Source organism: Haloarcula sp. H-GB5, assembly GCF_054850705.1.
Genome location: NZ_JBTWBG010000002.1, coordinates 494,552 through 509,633, shown reverse-complemented (window position 1 = coordinate 509,633; position 15,082 = coordinate 494,552). Strand labels below are relative to the sequence as shown.

The 15,082-nt window shown below is 64.3% G+C and carries 15 protein-coding genes; 6 read left to right on the top strand and 9 right to left on the bottom strand.

All coding sequences use genetic code 11. The annotated features are described in order from the left end of the window. Positions 1-118 precede the first annotated feature (118 nt). Positions 119-1,099: a DMT family transporter gene (locus ACYJ11_RS10575; RefSeq protein ID WP_461647743.1), complete on the bottom strand. Its 981-nt coding sequence runs from the start codon at positions 1,097-1,099 to the stop codon at positions 119-121. Positions 1,100-1,323: 224 nt separating this feature from the next. Here ACYJ11_RS10575 and ACYJ11_RS10570 point away from each other — a divergent pair, with 224 nt between their 5' ends. Next, positions 1,324-2,115: a helix-turn-helix transcriptional regulator gene (locus ACYJ11_RS10570; RefSeq protein ID WP_461647742.1), complete on the top strand. Its 792-nt coding sequence runs from the start codon at positions 1,324-1,326 to the stop codon at positions 2,113-2,115. Positions 2,116-2,172: 57 nt separating this feature from the next. Here ACYJ11_RS10570 and ACYJ11_RS10565 read toward each other — a convergent pair whose 3' ends face one another. Beyond that, positions 2,173-2,796, bottom strand: a complete 624-nt coding sequence (locus tag ACYJ11_RS10565; protein WP_461647741.1) for a uracil-DNA glycosylase family protein — start codon at positions 2,794-2,796, stop codon at positions 2,173-2,175. A gap of 141 nt (positions 2,797-2,937) precedes the next feature. Here ACYJ11_RS10565 and ACYJ11_RS10560 point away from each other — a divergent pair, with 141 nt between their 5' ends. From ACYJ11_RS10560 to ACYJ11_RS10545, 4 genes are all read left to right on the top strand, one after another. Beyond that, positions 2,938-4,488, top strand: a complete 1,551-nt coding sequence (locus ACYJ11_RS10560) for an acyl-CoA carboxylase subunit beta (RefSeq protein WP_421641263.1) — start codon at positions 2,938-2,940, stop codon at positions 4,486-4,488. A gap of 2 nt (positions 4,489-4,490) precedes the next feature. Next, positions 4,491-4,796, top strand: coding sequence for an acc operon protein (locus ACYJ11_RS10555; RefSeq protein WP_461647740.1), 306 nt, complete (start codon positions 4,491-4,493; stop codon positions 4,794-4,796). A gap of 139 nt (positions 4,797-4,935) precedes the next feature. After that, positions 4,936-6,777: an acetyl-CoA carboxylase biotin carboxylase subunit gene (locus ACYJ11_RS10550; RefSeq protein WP_461647739.1), complete on the top strand. Its 1,842-nt coding sequence runs from the start codon at positions 4,936-4,938 to the stop codon at positions 6,775-6,777. 61 nt (positions 6,778-6,838) lie between these two features. Then, on the top strand, positions 6,839-7,786 hold the full coding sequence (locus ACYJ11_RS10545) for a biotin--[acetyl-CoA-carboxylase] ligase (protein ID WP_461647738.1): 948 nt from the start codon (positions 6,839-6,841) through the stop codon (positions 7,784-7,786). 20 nt (positions 7,787-7,806) lie between these two features. Here the strand turns inward: ACYJ11_RS10545 and ACYJ11_RS10540 are convergent, their stop codons facing one another. From ACYJ11_RS10540 to pan1, 6 genes are all read right to left on the bottom strand, one after another. After that, on the bottom strand, positions 7,807-8,286 hold the full coding sequence (locus ACYJ11_RS10540) for a universal stress protein (RefSeq protein WP_461647737.1): 480 nt from the start codon (positions 8,284-8,286) through the stop codon (positions 7,807-7,809). 72 nt (positions 8,287-8,358) lie between these two features. After that, positions 8,359-8,817, bottom strand: coding sequence for an SHOCT domain-containing protein (locus ACYJ11_RS10535; RefSeq protein WP_461647736.1), 459 nt, complete (start codon positions 8,815-8,817; stop codon positions 8,359-8,361). Positions 8,818-8,850: 33 nt separating this feature from the next. Further along, positions 8,851-9,876 carry an amidohydrolase family protein gene (locus ACYJ11_RS10530; RefSeq protein WP_461647735.1) on the bottom strand — a complete coding sequence of 342 codons (1,026 nt, stop codon included), beginning with the start codon at positions 9,874-9,876 and terminating at the stop codon, positions 8,851-8,853. 21 nt (positions 9,877-9,897) lie between these two features. Then, entirely contained in the window at positions 9,898-11,121 is a 1,224-nt protein-coding gene (locus ACYJ11_RS10525; RefSeq protein ID WP_461647734.1) for an HD domain-containing protein, read from the bottom strand. 61 nt (positions 11,122-11,182) lie between these two features. Continuing rightward, positions 11,183-11,764, bottom strand: coding sequence for a DUF420 domain-containing protein (locus ACYJ11_RS10520; RefSeq protein ID WP_461647733.1), 582 nt, complete (start codon positions 11,762-11,764; stop codon positions 11,183-11,185). Between the two features lie 128 nt (positions 11,765-11,892). Continuing rightward, a complete protein-coding gene (gene pan1 / locus ACYJ11_RS10515) occupies positions 11,893-13,107 on the bottom strand; it encodes a proteasome-activating nucleotidase Pan1 (protein WP_188978146.1) in 1,215 nt (404 codons plus the stop codon). Positions 13,108-13,262: 155 nt separating this feature from the next. Between pan1 and ACYJ11_RS10510 the strand changes: the two genes are divergently transcribed. Next, the gene (locus tag ACYJ11_RS10510) at positions 13,263-14,003 is read left to right on the top strand and encodes an NAD(P)/FAD-dependent oxidoreductase (protein ID WP_461647732.1); all 741 of its coding nucleotides are present in this window, start codon (positions 13,263-13,265) and stop codon (positions 14,001-14,003) included. Here the strand turns inward: ACYJ11_RS10510 and ACYJ11_RS10505 are convergent. Then, entirely contained in the window at positions 13,988-15,052 is a 1,065-nt protein-coding gene (locus tag ACYJ11_RS10505; RefSeq protein WP_461647731.1) for a M48 family metalloprotease, read from the bottom strand. The genes ACYJ11_RS10510 and ACYJ11_RS10505 overlap by 16 nt on opposite strands. Between the last annotated feature and the right edge of the window lie 30 nt (positions 15,053-15,082).

The following is a 15,082-nucleotide window of genomic DNA, read 5'->3' as shown; positions in this document are numbered from 1 at the left end:
CTCTGCAGGTACATGACGGCGTGGTGAATACTTTACTGAACCGCTGTGGCCAGCGGGTCCAGTGGACTACCTACTTATCATGAGGTTGCCAGCAGGGATGACGCCCTGACCGGCTATCTCAGTCGGACTCGAACCCGCGCGGCTCGTCCGTAATCCCGAGGCTCTCAGACGCGGTGTCAGCCTCGTCGGTAGTCCCCGGGAGCAGTCCGCGGATGTCGACCGACTCGCTGCCGAGTACCACGAACCCGGTGAAGATAGTCAGGAAGCCTGCCACTGCAGTCGGGGTGATCGCCTCGCCAAGCAAGGCCCACCCGCCGAGCGTCGACACGACGGGGACCACGTAGAAGATGAGGTTGGCCTGGATTGCCCCGGTGACATCGAGCAGGCCGAAGTAGGCGATGTAGGCGATCGCCCCGGCGAAGATTCCGACGTACAGCAGGGCCGCGATGGCGGTCGGGGACCAGACCGCCGTGGCCGCCGATTCGCCCATCCCGATGCTCAGCGAGTGACAGAGCGCGGCGGCGACGGGAAGCGCCCATGCGGTCCGGACCGTACTCGACAGGCCGCCACCGGACCACCGGATAAGCACGCTGCCCAGCGCCGCGCTGGTCGCGCCAGCGAAGAGGATGGGCTTGCCGATGCCACCGTTCAGGAGCATCGCTGGGTCGGGACTGACGACGAGGCCGACGCCAAGCAGGCCGATGACCATGCCGAGACCGCCGCGGGCCGAAAGTCGCTCGTCGGAGAGCAGGAGAGCGGCGAACACTGGCGTCAGTATCGGATTGAGGCTGAAGATGATAGCGGCAACCGCGCTGGTAGCGGACTGCTGGCCCACGAATATCAGTGCGTTCGCGAGACCGAGCGCGAACAGGCCCGTCGAGAGAATCCCCAGCACATCGCCGCGGGTCTGTGGGAGCAGTTCGTCTCGGGACCGCGTCACGACAACGTAGCCGAGGAGCACGACGGCGGCGATGTCGAACCGGAGGGAGACGAACAGAAGCGGCGGGAGGTACGACAGTCCGGCCTTCGCGCCGACGAAGGTCCCGCCGAGTAGAACACTGGCAACGGCAGCGAGGGCGAACGTCCGGCGCGAAATCATACTGCCACCTCGTATATTTTTTCTGAAACAACTGCACAGCCGACAGAGAGAGCACGTTTAGAAACCTGAGTCATCGTACTCTACAGTATGATATCGGGACTTATAGGCCCGTTTAGAAAATATTACATAACGCGAAACGGCCGAACACCCGTGGCGGACATTCACGGTATGAAATTTTTTCATAGTGCGAAAGCGCTTTAGGATGGAACTCCCAATACGGCGGTATGGAATCGGCGCTCGAAGAGATCGAGTTCCTCGCGCTCTCCTTGAACCGGGTCGAGGTGTTACGGCTTCTGGCATCGGAACCGCACTCACGCGGGGATCTGGCGGCCGAAACCGGCGCGTCACAGGCGACACTCGGGCGTATCATCGCCGACTTCGAGGAGCGGTCGTGGATTCGCCGAACAGGGGGCGAGTACGTCGCCACGGCGACGGGTCGCATCGTCGCTGACGGGTTCACTGACCTCTTGGGTAGCCTCGAAACCGAGCGGCGGCTGCGCGACATCGTCCAGTATCTCCCCACCGATGCGCTGGACTTCGACCTGCAGCATCTGGCCGACGCGAGGATAACCGTCCCGAGCCAGACGCGCCCGAACGCGCCGGTCCAGCGGTTGCTCGACCTGCTTCGGGACGCCGAGGAAGTCCGGACGTTCTCCCATGCGTTCAACGACCAGGCGATCCGGGTCGTGCAGGAGCGGGTCACCACCGGCGAGCAGCGGTTCTCGGGCGTGTTCTCACCCGGCGCGATAGACGCACTGGCGGCGGACGACCGACTCCGGAATCGGCTCGAATCGCTGCGTGCCGAACCAGACGCGTCAGTCCGGGTGCGAACCGACGGTGTGCCACTCGCGGTGATGATCGCCGACGACGTGGTGCATCTGCTGTTGCGGGACGACAATGGCGTCCTGCAGGCGTCGATCGATACGACCGCGCCGGCCGTCCGCGAGTGGGCTATCGAGACGTTCGACGCGTACTGGGCGTCCGCGGAGCCGCTGTCGGACGAGTGGTCGCTGTAACACCCCTGTTTCGAGCCGCCGAAGCCGTTACCGCTGTAAAAATCAGCTGCGACGCAGCTACCGGACCAGATACGGGTCGTCGTTCGGCAGGAACCGCCCGAGGTCCGCCTCGCGGCGATAGTCGGTCTTCAGCAGCGCGGTCAGCACGTCGACGAGGGCGTCTTCGTCGTCGTCGCTCCACTCCGCGGGCTCTTTGATCGGGTAGACGAGCCAGCCGCTGCCGACGACCTCCGTGGCATGGCGCGCGTCCATGTCTATGGAGTCGGTCGGCTCCGATGTCGTGTTCGCGAACACGTGTCGCGTGGCGCGTTCGCCGACGGGCAGGAGGACGTGAGCAGTGATTGCCCGGAGTTCCGTGTCGAACAGCGGCTCCAGAGCCTCGTAGTCCGTGTCTGTCGGCGGGTCGCCGCCGCACATGTATAGATACGACAGATACGTCTTTTCGACGGTCGGCGGCGTGCCAGCCTCGGCAAGCAGTCCGGCCTCAACGAGCGCCCGCTGGAGACGTTCGGCCGCGGGGTTGTCCGTAAAAGGGATACCAGACGTTGCGCCACCGTGGACGCCGGGGTGGTCCCCGATGACGTGGAAGTGGGCATTGGCGTCGCCGTACCCAGGCACAAACGGCTCACACGGGGCGTCAAAGCCGAAGGGGTTGTGCTGGCGGGCCGTGACGTTCTTCACGCGCGAAAGCAACGGGCCATCGCTCAAAACTCCGCCGGTTTCGGTTATCGAATACGAGAAATAATGGTTAAGTTTGATAACGCTTTTCTCGGATGCCCGCAAGGAGTCGGATATGCTCCGGTCCGGGAGAAGTGATATCGCGTGAGCCACGATGACCGTGTCGAGGACCTTCGGGAACGAAAAGCCGAGGCCGAACGGGGCGGTGGCGAGGAACGGATTGAGGCGCAACACGACCGCGGGAAACTCACCGCGCGTGAGCGCATCGATTACTTCCTCGACGACGGCACCTTCGTCGAGATCGACTCGCTCCGTGAACATCGCTCGACGAACTTCGACATGGCCGACAAGAAAGTACCGGGAGACGGCGTCGTCGTCGGCTACGGCAAAGTCGACGGCCGTCGGGTGTACGTCTTCGCCCACGACTTCACCGTCTTCGGCGGGTCGCTGGGTGAGGCGTTCGCACAGAAGGTCTGTAAGGTGATGGACAAAGCCATTGAGACGGGCGCGCCCATCATCGGGCTGAACGACTCCGCCGGCGCACGGATTCAGGAGGGGATCGACTCGCTGGCGGGCTACGCCGACATCTTCCACCGCAATCAGCAGGCCAGCGGTGTCGTCCCGCAGATTTCGGCTATCATGGGGCCGTGTGCCGGCGGCGCGGTGTACTCCCCGTCCATTACGGACTTCGTCTACATGGTCGAGGAGACCAGCCACATGTTCATCACTGGGCCCGACGTCATCGAGACGGTGACTGGCGAGGAGGTCGGCTTCGACGAACTCGGCGGCGCGAAGACCCACGCCTCCGAGTCCGGCGTGGCCCATTTCACGGCCGCCGACGAGAAGGACGCGATGGACGACATCCGCTACCTCCTCTCGTATCTGCCGCAGAACAACGTCGAGGACCCACCGCGGGTCGACCCCTGGGACGACCCCAAACGCCGGGACGAGGCACTGAAGACGGCTGTTCCCGACGCGCCACAGAAACCCTACGACATGACGGACGTCGTCGGGCGCATCGTCGACGAGGACTCGTTCTTCGAGGTCGCCGAGGACTTCGCGCGCAACATCGTCATCGGGTTCGCCCGCATGGACGGGCACAGCGTCGGCGTCGTCGGCAATCAGCCGCGGGTCAACGCCGGCACGCTCGACATCAATGCCTCGCGGAAGGGGGCGCGCTTCGTCCGATTCTGTGACGCGTTCAACATCCCGATTCTCACGTTCGTCGACGTGCCCGGGTTCATGCCCGGCAAGGATCAAGAGCGCAACGCCATCATCAACCACGGCGCGAAGCTCCTGTACGCTTACTCCGAGGCCACTGTGCCGCTGGTGACCGTCATCACGCGGAAGGCATACGGCGGGGCCTACGACGTGATGGCGTCGAAGCACATCGGCGCGGACATGAACTACGCCTGGCCGACCGCGGAAATCGCCGTGATGGGGCCGAAAGGCGCGGTCAACGTCCTCTACGACGACGAACTGGAGGACGCGGACGACGTGGAGGCCCGCCGGCAGCAACTCATCGACGAGTACCGCGACGCCTTCGCGAATCCCTACACCGCGGCCAAACGGGGCTTCGTCGACGACGTCATCGAACCGCAGGAGACGCGCCCGCGACTCATCGACGATCTGGACCTCCTCCGGGGGAAACGCAAGGACCAGCCCGACCGCAAGCACGGCAACATCCCACTGTGACGATGGCGGCTGACACTGACTCGGCTGTCGATGCAGACCTGATCGCGGAGATCGCCGCCCAGCTTGACGACGCGTCAATGGACGAGGCGGCCGCGATCGCTGTCGCTATCGGCGCACACCTCACCGACCGCCAGCGCGCGGCAGCGGCGGCCGCGGCGGCTGCGGCGGCAGATGACGGTGACTCTTGGGACGGCAAACAGTGGTCGTTCTCCGGGCGCGTGGAAGCCACGCAGAAGCGGTCTGTTCGGGTTCGCTCGGACGCGCCAACCGATCCCTGGAGTGCCGCCGGGCGTACCGAACGGTTCTAACCGCGCATAGTTCTTCTGTCAGTTGATCGGCAGCGTCCTGACTGGATTTGTGGCCATGTTCCACACTAACATGATTATATATGTAAGATTACCACTATCTGCGCATAGTTTTATGGGCCGACTCTCAGTATGAGGGCGTATGTTCGATAAGGTGCTCGTCGCTAATCGCGGGGAGATAGCGGTGCGCGTGATGCGCGCATGCGAGGAGTTGGGCATCGGCACAGTGGCCGTCTACTCTGACGCCGACAAGCACGCCGGGCACGTCCGGTACGCGGACGAGGCGTACAACGTCGGCCCGGCCCGTGCCGCAGACTCCTATCTCGATCAAGAAGCGATTATCGACGCGGCCAAGCAGGCCGACGCCGACGCCATCCACCCAGGGTACGGCTTCCTCGCGGAGAACGCCGACTTCGCCGAACGCGTCCAAGAGACGGAGGGCGTCACCTGGGTCGGCCCCGAGAGCGAGTCGATGGAAGCACTGGGCGAGAAGACGAAGGCCCGCAAGATCATGCAGTCGGCCGACGTGCCAATCGTCCCGGGGACGACCGACCCCGTCGAGGACCCCGAGGAAGTCGTCGAGTTCGGCGAGGAGAACGGGTTCCCTGTGGCAATCAAGGCCGAAGGCGGTGGTGGCGGCCGCGGGATGAAAATCGTCCACGACCCCGAGGAAGCCGAGGAGCAACTCGAAAGCGCAAAGCGGGAGGGGGAAGCGTACTTCTCGAACGACTCCGTCTATCTCGAACGCTATCTGGAGAACCCCCGCCACATCGAAGTCCAGATCATCGCCGACCACCACGGTAACGTCCGTCATCTGGGCGAGCGTGACTGTTCGCTCCAGCGGCGTCACCAGAAGGTCATTGAGGAGGGTCCCTCGCCGGCCCTGAACGACGCGCTCCGCGAGAAGATCGGCGACGCTGCCCGACGCGGCGTCCGCGAATCGGACTACTACAACGCTGGAACTGTCGAGTTCCTCGTCGAAGAGGACACCGACCGCGAGCAAGGTGAACTGCTCGGCGAGGAGGCGAACTTCTACTTCCTGGAAGTCAACACCCGCATTCAGGTCGAGCACTGCGTCACCGAGGAGATCACCGACATCGATATCGTCAAATGGCAACTGCGGGTGGCGATGGACGAGGAGATCACCTTCGAGCAGGACGATGTGGAAATCGAGGGTCACGCGATGGAGTTCCGAATCAACGCCGAGAACGCCGCCGACGACTTCGCGCCCGCGACCGGTGGGAGCCTCGACACCTACGACCCGCCGGGCGGTATCGGCGTCCGCCTCGACGACGCGCTCCGGCAGGGGGACGACCTCGTCACGGACTATGACTCGATGATCGCGAAGCTCATCACCTACGGCGGGGATCGCGAGGAGTGCATCGAGCGCGGGAAACGGGCGCTCAAAGACTTCGACATCGAGGGCATCCCGACCGTCGTTCCGTTCCACCGCCTGATGCTCACCGACGAGAAATTCGTCGGTGGCACACACACGACGAAGTACCTCGACGAGCACCTCGACCGCACGCGCATCGAAGAGGCACAGGAGAAGTGGGGCACGGTCACCGAATCCGACGGCGACGAGGACGAGGAGGTCGTCGAGCGCGAATTTACCGTGGAGGTCAACGGCAAGCGCTTCCAGGTCGACCTCGAAGAGCGCGGCGCACCGCCGATCAACGTGGGCGACGTGGATGCCGACGGCGGGAGCCAGCCACAGCGGCCACGGGGCGGCAGTAGTTCCGACAGCGGCGGCAGTGCCACCACCGCCGAAGGGCAGGAGGTCGCCGCGGAGATGCAGGGGACGATTCTGGAGGTCAACGTCGAAGAAGGCGACGAGGTCGAGGCCGGCGACGTCCTCTGTGTGCTCGAAGCGATGAAGATGGAGAACGACATCGTCGCCGAGCGCGGCGGCACAATCAACGATGTGGCCGTCGGTGAGGGCGAGTCTGTCGACATGGGCGACTTGCTCTTCGTGATCGGGTGAGCGAGCGGACTGAGCGCCGCGCGACAGACGCCTTTTATTCCGGCCGGTCGAAGCCCCGCGTATGAACGAGACACGCCACCGGATACTCGATGCACTGGCTGACGGCCCTGTCTCGGGGCCGACCCTTGCCGACGAACTGGACATCTCTCGCTCCGCAGTTTGGAAGCACGTCGAAGCCCTTCGCGACGAGGGGTTCGAGATCCGCAGCGATGACGCGGGCTACGCCCTCGATTCGGTCCCGGAGTTCGGGGCGAGCGCGGTCGAATACGGGCTCAACGCACCCTTCTCGGTCGAGTACCACGACAGCATCCCGAGTACGAACGCCCGCGCTCGTGATCTTGCGGCAGATGGAGCGTCAGATACCGTGGTGCTTGCCGACGAACAGACCGGCGGCCGGGGGCGGCTCGACCGCGAGTGGCACTCGCCGAGCGGCGGGATCTGGCTCTCTGTGCTGTTCCGGCCGGACGTGCCGATGGCCCACGCGCCGGTGTTCACGCTCGCGGCCGCTGTCGCGGTGACGCGGGCGGCCCGCGAGGCCGGCGTCGAGGCCGGCATCAAGTGGCCCAACGACGTCCTCGTCCGCCACGGCAACGAGGAGCGCAAACTGGTCGGCATCCTCACCGAGATGGAGGGTGAGTCCGACCGCGTCTCCTGGGTCGTCGTCGGCATCGGTGTCAACGCGAACGTCGACCCCGCAGACTTGCCCGACGACGCGAATCCGACCAGCCTCTCGGCCGAACGGGACGAGCCGGTCGACAGGCGGCTGTTCGCACAGCGGCTACTGGAGGAGTTCGACGCACTCCGTCAGGACCCAGCGAACGTCGTCGAAGCATGGCGGGAGTACGCGACGACGCTGGGTAAACAGGTCCGGGTCGAGACGCCCAACGGGACTATCGAAGGCGAAGCCGTGGACGTCCAGTTCCCGGGCGCGCTTGTCATTGAGACAGAATCAGGGAGAGAAGTCGTCTCGGCGGGGGATTGCGAGCACCTCCGCCCGATTACGGAGTGAGCGCGACGGCAGGGGACACGTTACTGTGGGACGCCGGCAGGCTGCTCGTCCTCTGAGACATCTTGCGGCGTCGTCTCTACCGGAACGGTTACGACTGGGACGTGGGCCGACCGGACGACCCGCTCGGCGACGCTTCCCAAGAGCAGTCGGTCGATGCCGCCGCGTCCGTGGGTCCCCATCACGATGAGGTCACAGCCGTGCTGGCTCGCATAGTCGACGATTTCCCGGCTCGGGCTTCCCTCAGCCGTAGCTCGCGTGACAGTCAGGTCGTCGGCAACGAGACGCTCTACCATGTCCAGCGCCATCTCGCCCTCGCGGTGGAGCGAGTCGGTGACGCTCTCCCACGTCGGTTCGTGCGGGAGCGTGGAGAACCGACCGGTATCAACGACGTACAGCGCATGAATCTCGCTGTCGTGGGTTGTTGCAAGCGTTTCAGCGTGTGTGAGCACCGCTCGCGTCCCCGACGATCCGTCTGTCGGCACCAGTATCCTGTCGTACATACTGTACTATTGACTGGCTGTAAGGATATAGTTTGGTAACAGATAACATACAACAACCAAGCGAGGTGAGGCTCAGTTCAGCTCCCGGTCCCGTTCCGACTCTGGTGCCTCGGAGCCGTCCAGAGAGGGCCCATCAAGGGCCTGTTCGAGCCGTTGTTCGAGTTCAGCTTCGGTTATCTCCCCGTTAGCGTAGCGCTCGGAGAGCCGTTCGACGGGGTCTGTCTCGCTATCACTCGCCGCATCTGTCGCGCGGGTGACCTGCGTTCGTGACATATCAGTAGTCGATGCCGTCGTCTCGTCCTGACCGAAGACGTTCGACACGACCCAGTACACGGCGTAGCCGACAGCCGCCAGAAACCCGATGGTGGCGGCCAGAGAGAGCAGCCCCAGTATGATGCCGATGAGACCGAAGAACAGTCCGAACGCAAGTCTCACAGCCGCGATAAGAACAAGGAACGAGACGAGCCCTAGCAGGCCATACAGGAGTATTTTCAGCGGTGTACTCAGGGCGCGGTCAGTGGTGGAGGGCATTACCCGAGAATACTATTCCCGGAGTGATAAGAATTATTCCGCCCCGGAGTGGACGACGTGCCGGACATCAGCCGTGCCCGCCCGGCGAACGACGGCCCGAACAGGGTTCTGTGCCCCGGAGAGATTGTCAGAATCCCCGTCGAGTACCAGCAGGCGTGCTGGCTGTCCGGTCTTTATTAGCCCGCCGCCAAGCCCCGCGATCTCGGCCCCGTTGACTGTGGCCATCCGCAACACCTCGCGGGCCGAGAGGTCGTACAGCTTCGCGGTGAACTCCATCTCGCGGAACATCGACGGGCTGTTGAGCATGACGTTGTCCGTCCCGAGCGCAACCGTCGTCCGGTCCGCCAGTTCTTCGACCGGCGGGCGGCCAACGTCGGTGACAATGTTCGACCGGGGACAGACGACGACGGGGATCTCGCTGTCGGCGACCCGTTCGAGATGCAGCGGTTCGGCGTGAACCATGTGGACGAGGAAGTCCGGGTTGAGGTCGAGAGCGGGATTGATATCGGAGCTATCGACCTCGCCCGCGTGGATGCCAAACAGCTTCCCAGCCTGTCGCGTCGCGCGTCGCTCCGCCCCGAACTCACTGTCGTTGGCCCCGCTCGCGCCGAACCCGTCGGCCAGCTCCATCGCGTCGGTCGTCTCGCGCCCGAGAATTACGCTTTCGAGGTCTGACCCGGACAGCGCGTCTCGAATGGCCTCGACGCCCTCGACGCCGCCCTCCCGGAACTCGATGAACGCGCCGGTTCCCGACTGTTCCATGAACGACAGCGTCCGCTCCATTGCGGCCACCAGTTCGTCCCGGCTCGCATCGCGGAGCAACTGGTGTTTCAGACCGTCCGGGGGCGCGACCAGTTCCTCCAGCGAGAGCCCCTCGCCGGCCTCCTTGGCGATGGAATCGCCGATGTGGGTATGGGAGTTGACAAAGGCCGGTGCCACGATGTCGTCGCTGTCGACTGCGGCTTCCTCGATAGCGGCTATCTCACCGTCTTCGACGACGACGCGGCCCTCGATAGCATCGAACGACCGTCCCGTCAGAATCGTCCCTTCAAGAATCATGTTCCCTGTTCGCCCGCTCTCTCAGTTAAACTCATCGAGGGTCGCATGGATACCCGTCCGCACGTCCCGGACTCTGGCCCCGTCGAGATCGAGTCCGAGTTCGCGGATCGCGGCCGCACCGACCCGCTCGCTCTCGTCTTCCGGCGCATAGACGCCGAGCCGCCACTGGTCGCGCTGGGCGGCGCGGATGGCGTTGACCAGCGTCGACTGCTCGCCGAGCCGACGAACTTCGCCGTTGACGAGGACGCGGCTACTGGACTCGGTCATCGACGGTTCGGGCGGGACATCGAGCACGACGGCATCGCTGTCGACGTTCGCTTCGTCGGCGATAGCCTGTTCCATCGCGCCGACCGTGTCGTGGTCGGCCGCCAGCACCTCGTCGGGCACGGACTGCCACTCCGCCCAGACCGCGCGCTTGTACAGGTCCCGCTGGGTCAGCCGCCGCGCGTACGCTGCCGTCGCCTCGCACTGTCTGAGCGCCACGAGCAGGTCGTTGTCGTCCCACCGGCGCAACGTCTCGGCGGTCGTATCAGTCGCTGCGAGCAGTTCTTCGGTCCCGCGGCGGAGCATCGACTTGGCGATGCGGGCGACGTGGTGCTGGTAGACGGTGGGGTTCATCAGCGCCCGTGCAAGCAGGAGCGACTCGGCCGTCTGGACGTTCCCTTCGTCTAAGACGAGTTCGCCGTCGACGAAACACAGCTCCCGGACCAGCCGCTCGTGGTCAATCGTCCCGTATGGAACGCCCGTGTGGTGGGCGTCACGGACGAGATAGTCCATCCGGTCGACGTCCAGTTCGCCGGAGACGAGCTGGCCCAGTTCGCCCTCGCCAGCAACGAGGCCAGCCACGCGGTCCGGATTGAGGCCGTGTTCGGTGAGTACGCGTGCAACGGGGCCGTCGCCAAGTAGTTCGTCCACGTCGTCGTGGTACTTGCCCGTTCGGCGATGGATGAGTGCCTCGATGTTGTGGCTGTAGGGCGAATGCCCCACGTCGTGGAGCAACGCCGCGGCTCGGACCCGTTCGGCCTGCTGGCCCTCGATGCCGAGGTGAGACAGCGCCCGGTCCGCGAGGTGGTAGACCCCAAGCGAGTGCTCGAATCGGGTGTGGTTCGCCGAAGGGTAGACGAGCGTCACCGTGCCGAGCTGGGAAATGTGCCGGAGCCGCTGGACCGGCGGCGTATCGAGCAACGCCGCCGCGACGCCCTGAACCTCGATATGGTCGTGGACGCTGTCCTTGATTGTGGTCATTGCCACGGCCTACGGCGGCGGCCGGCAAAATCGTTCGCCACCCGACACGCGAAACCCGATACTAGCGAGGGACCCAGCCGTAGATGTGGTTCAGCATGACGTAGGTGACGAGCCCGAGAAACAGGCTCAGCCCCCAGGCGGAGACAGCGATACGGCCCACGCGGGCGTGAATAGTCTCTCTGAGCTCGGCGGGGGAGTGTGTCAGCCCGAGGACGACGGCGTGAACGACGACGGGCACGGACACCGCGGATAGCAGGATGTGGATAGCGAGCATCACGATGTACGCTGTCCAGATGAACCCCTCGGCGACGATTTCCTTCTCGAAGCCGCCGCCGACCTTGAGGATGTACAGGGCCAGAAACACCATGATGAGCGTGAACGCGGTCAGCATGGCCGCGCGGTGTTTCTGTACCTGATTGTTCTTGATGAAGTAGACGCCGGCGATGATTGCAAGCAGGGCGATACTGTTGACGACGGCGATTGCATCACCCAGCAGGATGACGATGTCCTTCGAGAACTCTGGCAACGGCAAGACGCCACCAAACGCGCCGAACACGAGCGCGTAGCCAACGACCGAGACGACGGCGGTGACGAGCCGCGGACGAGCGCGGGCACGCGACTGGAGTGTGTCTGCGACGGCCATGCCTATGATTCAGGACCGGAATGGTAACTGTGTTCTGAAACGGGCGGGGACAGCAGCGCAACTGCGGGTCGAAGCAGTGGCTACTGACCTACAAAAGCGCGGAGAATCGGATAGAAACGCTGCCGAAATCAGGCGAACGTCCGGGAGACGTCCTCGTCGTCGGTCTCTTCCTGCTGGATCTTCTCCCAAGCGTTGTGGAAGTCTGCCATCGTGACCTCGGTCCGGTCGTCGCGGATGGCGAACATCCCGGCCTCGGTACAGATTGCCTTCACGTCAGCACCGGAGGCATCCGTTATCTCCTCGGCCAGGGCCTCGAACTCCACGTCGTCGGAGACGTTCATGCTGCGGGTGTGGATCTGGAAGATCTGCTTGCGACCCTCGAGGTCGGGGTTCGGAACCTCGATGAGACGGTCGAAGCGGCCGGGGCGGAGGATGGCGCGGTCAAGCATGTCGAAGCGGTTCGTCGCCGCGATGATGCGGATGTCGCCGCGGTCGTCGAAGCCGTCCATCTCCGAGAGCAGTTGCATCATCGTCCGCTGGACCTCGGCGTCGCCGGAGGTCTTCGACTCCGTCCGCTTGGCCGCGATAGCGTCGATCTCGTCGATGAAGACGACGGCGGGCTCCTCCTGGCGGGCCAGTTCGAACAGGTCCCGGACGAGTTTCGCGCCCTCGCCGATGAACTTGTGGACCAGCTCGGAGCCGGCCATCTTGATGAACGTCGCGTCGGTCTCGTTGGCGACGGCCTTCGCCAGCATCGTCTTCCCGGTGCCGGGCGGACCGTGCAACAGGACGCCGCTCGGCGGGTCGATGCCCACGTCTTCGAACATCTCGGGGCTCTTCAGCGGCATCTCGACGGTTTCGCGGACTTCTTCCATCTGCTCTTCGATGCCACCGATGTCGGCGAAGGTGACATCCGGCGACTGATCGACCTGCATCACGCGAGCCCGGACGTCAGTCTCGTCGTCGAGTTGTTTGACGATAGAGAGCGAGTTGTTGACGGCGACGCGGTCGTCGGGTTCGAGATCCTCGCGCATCTCGTCAGTGACCTCTGTCAGGGCCTCCTGGTTGTTGCCGTGCTGTTTGATGATCACGCCATCGCTGGAGAGTTCCTGAACGGTCGCGACAAACAGCGGTGACTGCTTGAGCTTCTTGTTCTCGTGCGTGAGCCGTTCGAGTTTCTGCTGGTACTTGTTGTTCTCCGCGTTCGCGTCCAGCAGCTTGTCGCGCATCTCCTCGTTCTGCGATTCGAGCACCTCTAGCCGCTCCTGCAGCGCCTCGATCTTCTGTTGCTGAGACGCGTCATCGTCGTACGGCATATCGACCTCGTCGACGGTGTCGGTCATTACGACGCCTTTAGTAGGTGTATCGTTATGAGGCTTCGGGTAGTCTCAGAAACTGTATCGCCCGGCATATGCCTTGAGGGGGCCGTTACTGGCCGCTCTCCGTCTATAGGTATCAAACCGGCACGTTTCTTGGTCCCCGCTGGAAACATCCGTCCATGCCAACCGACCGCGAAGACATCATCATCGTGGGCGGCGGCGTCGCCGGCCTGTCGGCGGCGATCTACACCGCTCGCGCCGACCTGTCGACACGCATCATCTCGACCGGTGAGTCGATACTGAACCGCAACGCACACCTCGAAAACTACCCCGGATTCCCGGCGGGAATCAACCCCCGACTCCTGCTCGAACTCATGCGAGCACAGGCGCGGCGCGCCGGCGTCTGGTTCATCGACAGCGAGGCCGAACAGGTGACGGTAACTGAGGAAGGCTTCGAGGTGACCTGTGCTGACGGCGAGTCCTACGACTCGACGTACCTCATCGCCGCCTCCTGGTCGGACCCGTCGTATCTGGAAGGGTTAGATCTCTCACTCATCGACCGCGGGTCGAAGCAGTTCATCTCGACCGACGAGCAGGGCCGAACCGATGTCGAGGGGCTGTACGCGGCCGGCCGGCTGGCCGAGCAGCACCACCAGACCATCGTCGCCGCGGGCCACGGCGCACAGGTCGGGCTCACGCTGTTAGAGGACGCCGATATCGACTTCTATCACGACTGGACCGCACCGGAGGGGTATTTCACCGGCCGCGACCGACCGGTTCCGCCGGGCTGTGAGGAGATCGACGAGGCGGAGCGCAAGAAGCGCGAACAGGAGTCTCTAGAGGTTATGCGACGGTACTTTGAGGAGCCGATGCCGGGCGAGCCGACGATGCATCCGAGCGTCGATCAGGAGTCGGACTGAGGCTGTTCGAGCGAGCGTGCGACTGACTGGAGTCGCTCGATCCGCTCGGCTGTCGGTGGGTGGGACCGTGTTTCGATGGACGACGAATCACTCGACGCCCCCGTATCGAACCCGTGTGGGAGGAAGCATAGTCCGCGAACGCCCGCGTACGCGTAGCGCTTGTCTGTCCCCGGCCGGTCGTCATCCCCGTCGAGTGTCTCTAAGGCCTCGACGAGTGCGGCGGGGTCGCCGGTCAGCTGGGCCGCGCTCCGGTCGGCGGCGAACTCCCGAGCACGCGACAGCGACCGACCGAGGACGACGACGGGGGCAGTGAACACGCCCAGCGCAACGCCGCCGAACAGAACTGTCACCGCGAACAGGAACAGAAACCCCAGCGTGAACGAAAGGCTTCCGAAAGGGGCCTCAAGCACCCGGGCGCTGAACACGTAGGCGAGACCGAGCGCGACCAGCCCGAGCGCGTAGCGGCTCCCGCCCGGGAGCAGGTCTGCAATCGGGTCGTACTCGCCGTTTGTCAGCGACGGGAGGAAACTGGCCAGCGTCATAACGGTCGCGTCACGGTTGGCAACGTGCATGAGTTCGTGGGCCAGTACGGCGTCGAGTTCGTCGCCGTCGAGGGTCGACAGCAGCCCTTCGCTGACGACCACCGTCGCACCGCCGAGCGTCCCGATTGCGAAACTGTTCGGTACGTCGGCGTCTGCGACGGCAATCCGTGGCGGCGTGAGGTCGGCCAGTTGTGCGAGCCGCTGCACTCGCTCGTGGAGGTCGGGGTACTCATCGGGGCCGACGATGCGAGCGTCGACCTCGGCCATCGTCTGCGCGCTGGTGTATCGGAGCTGTGCCCAGACGAACGCCACGAGGGCAGGAGTGAGAACGGCTACCCACCAGGCGATACGTGCCGACGCCCCACCGAACGGGAGGGCAGTGGCAACGGCATCCCGCACCGGCGCAAGCCAGGGCGTCAGAAGCACCGCCGCGGTCGCGACCACAGCGATGTCGACGGCGAGGAGCAGGAGGAGGGTCCACAGCATACGGCGGGTCAGTGTCCGCATAGGGATAGTTCTGCTATACCCACAGCGGAT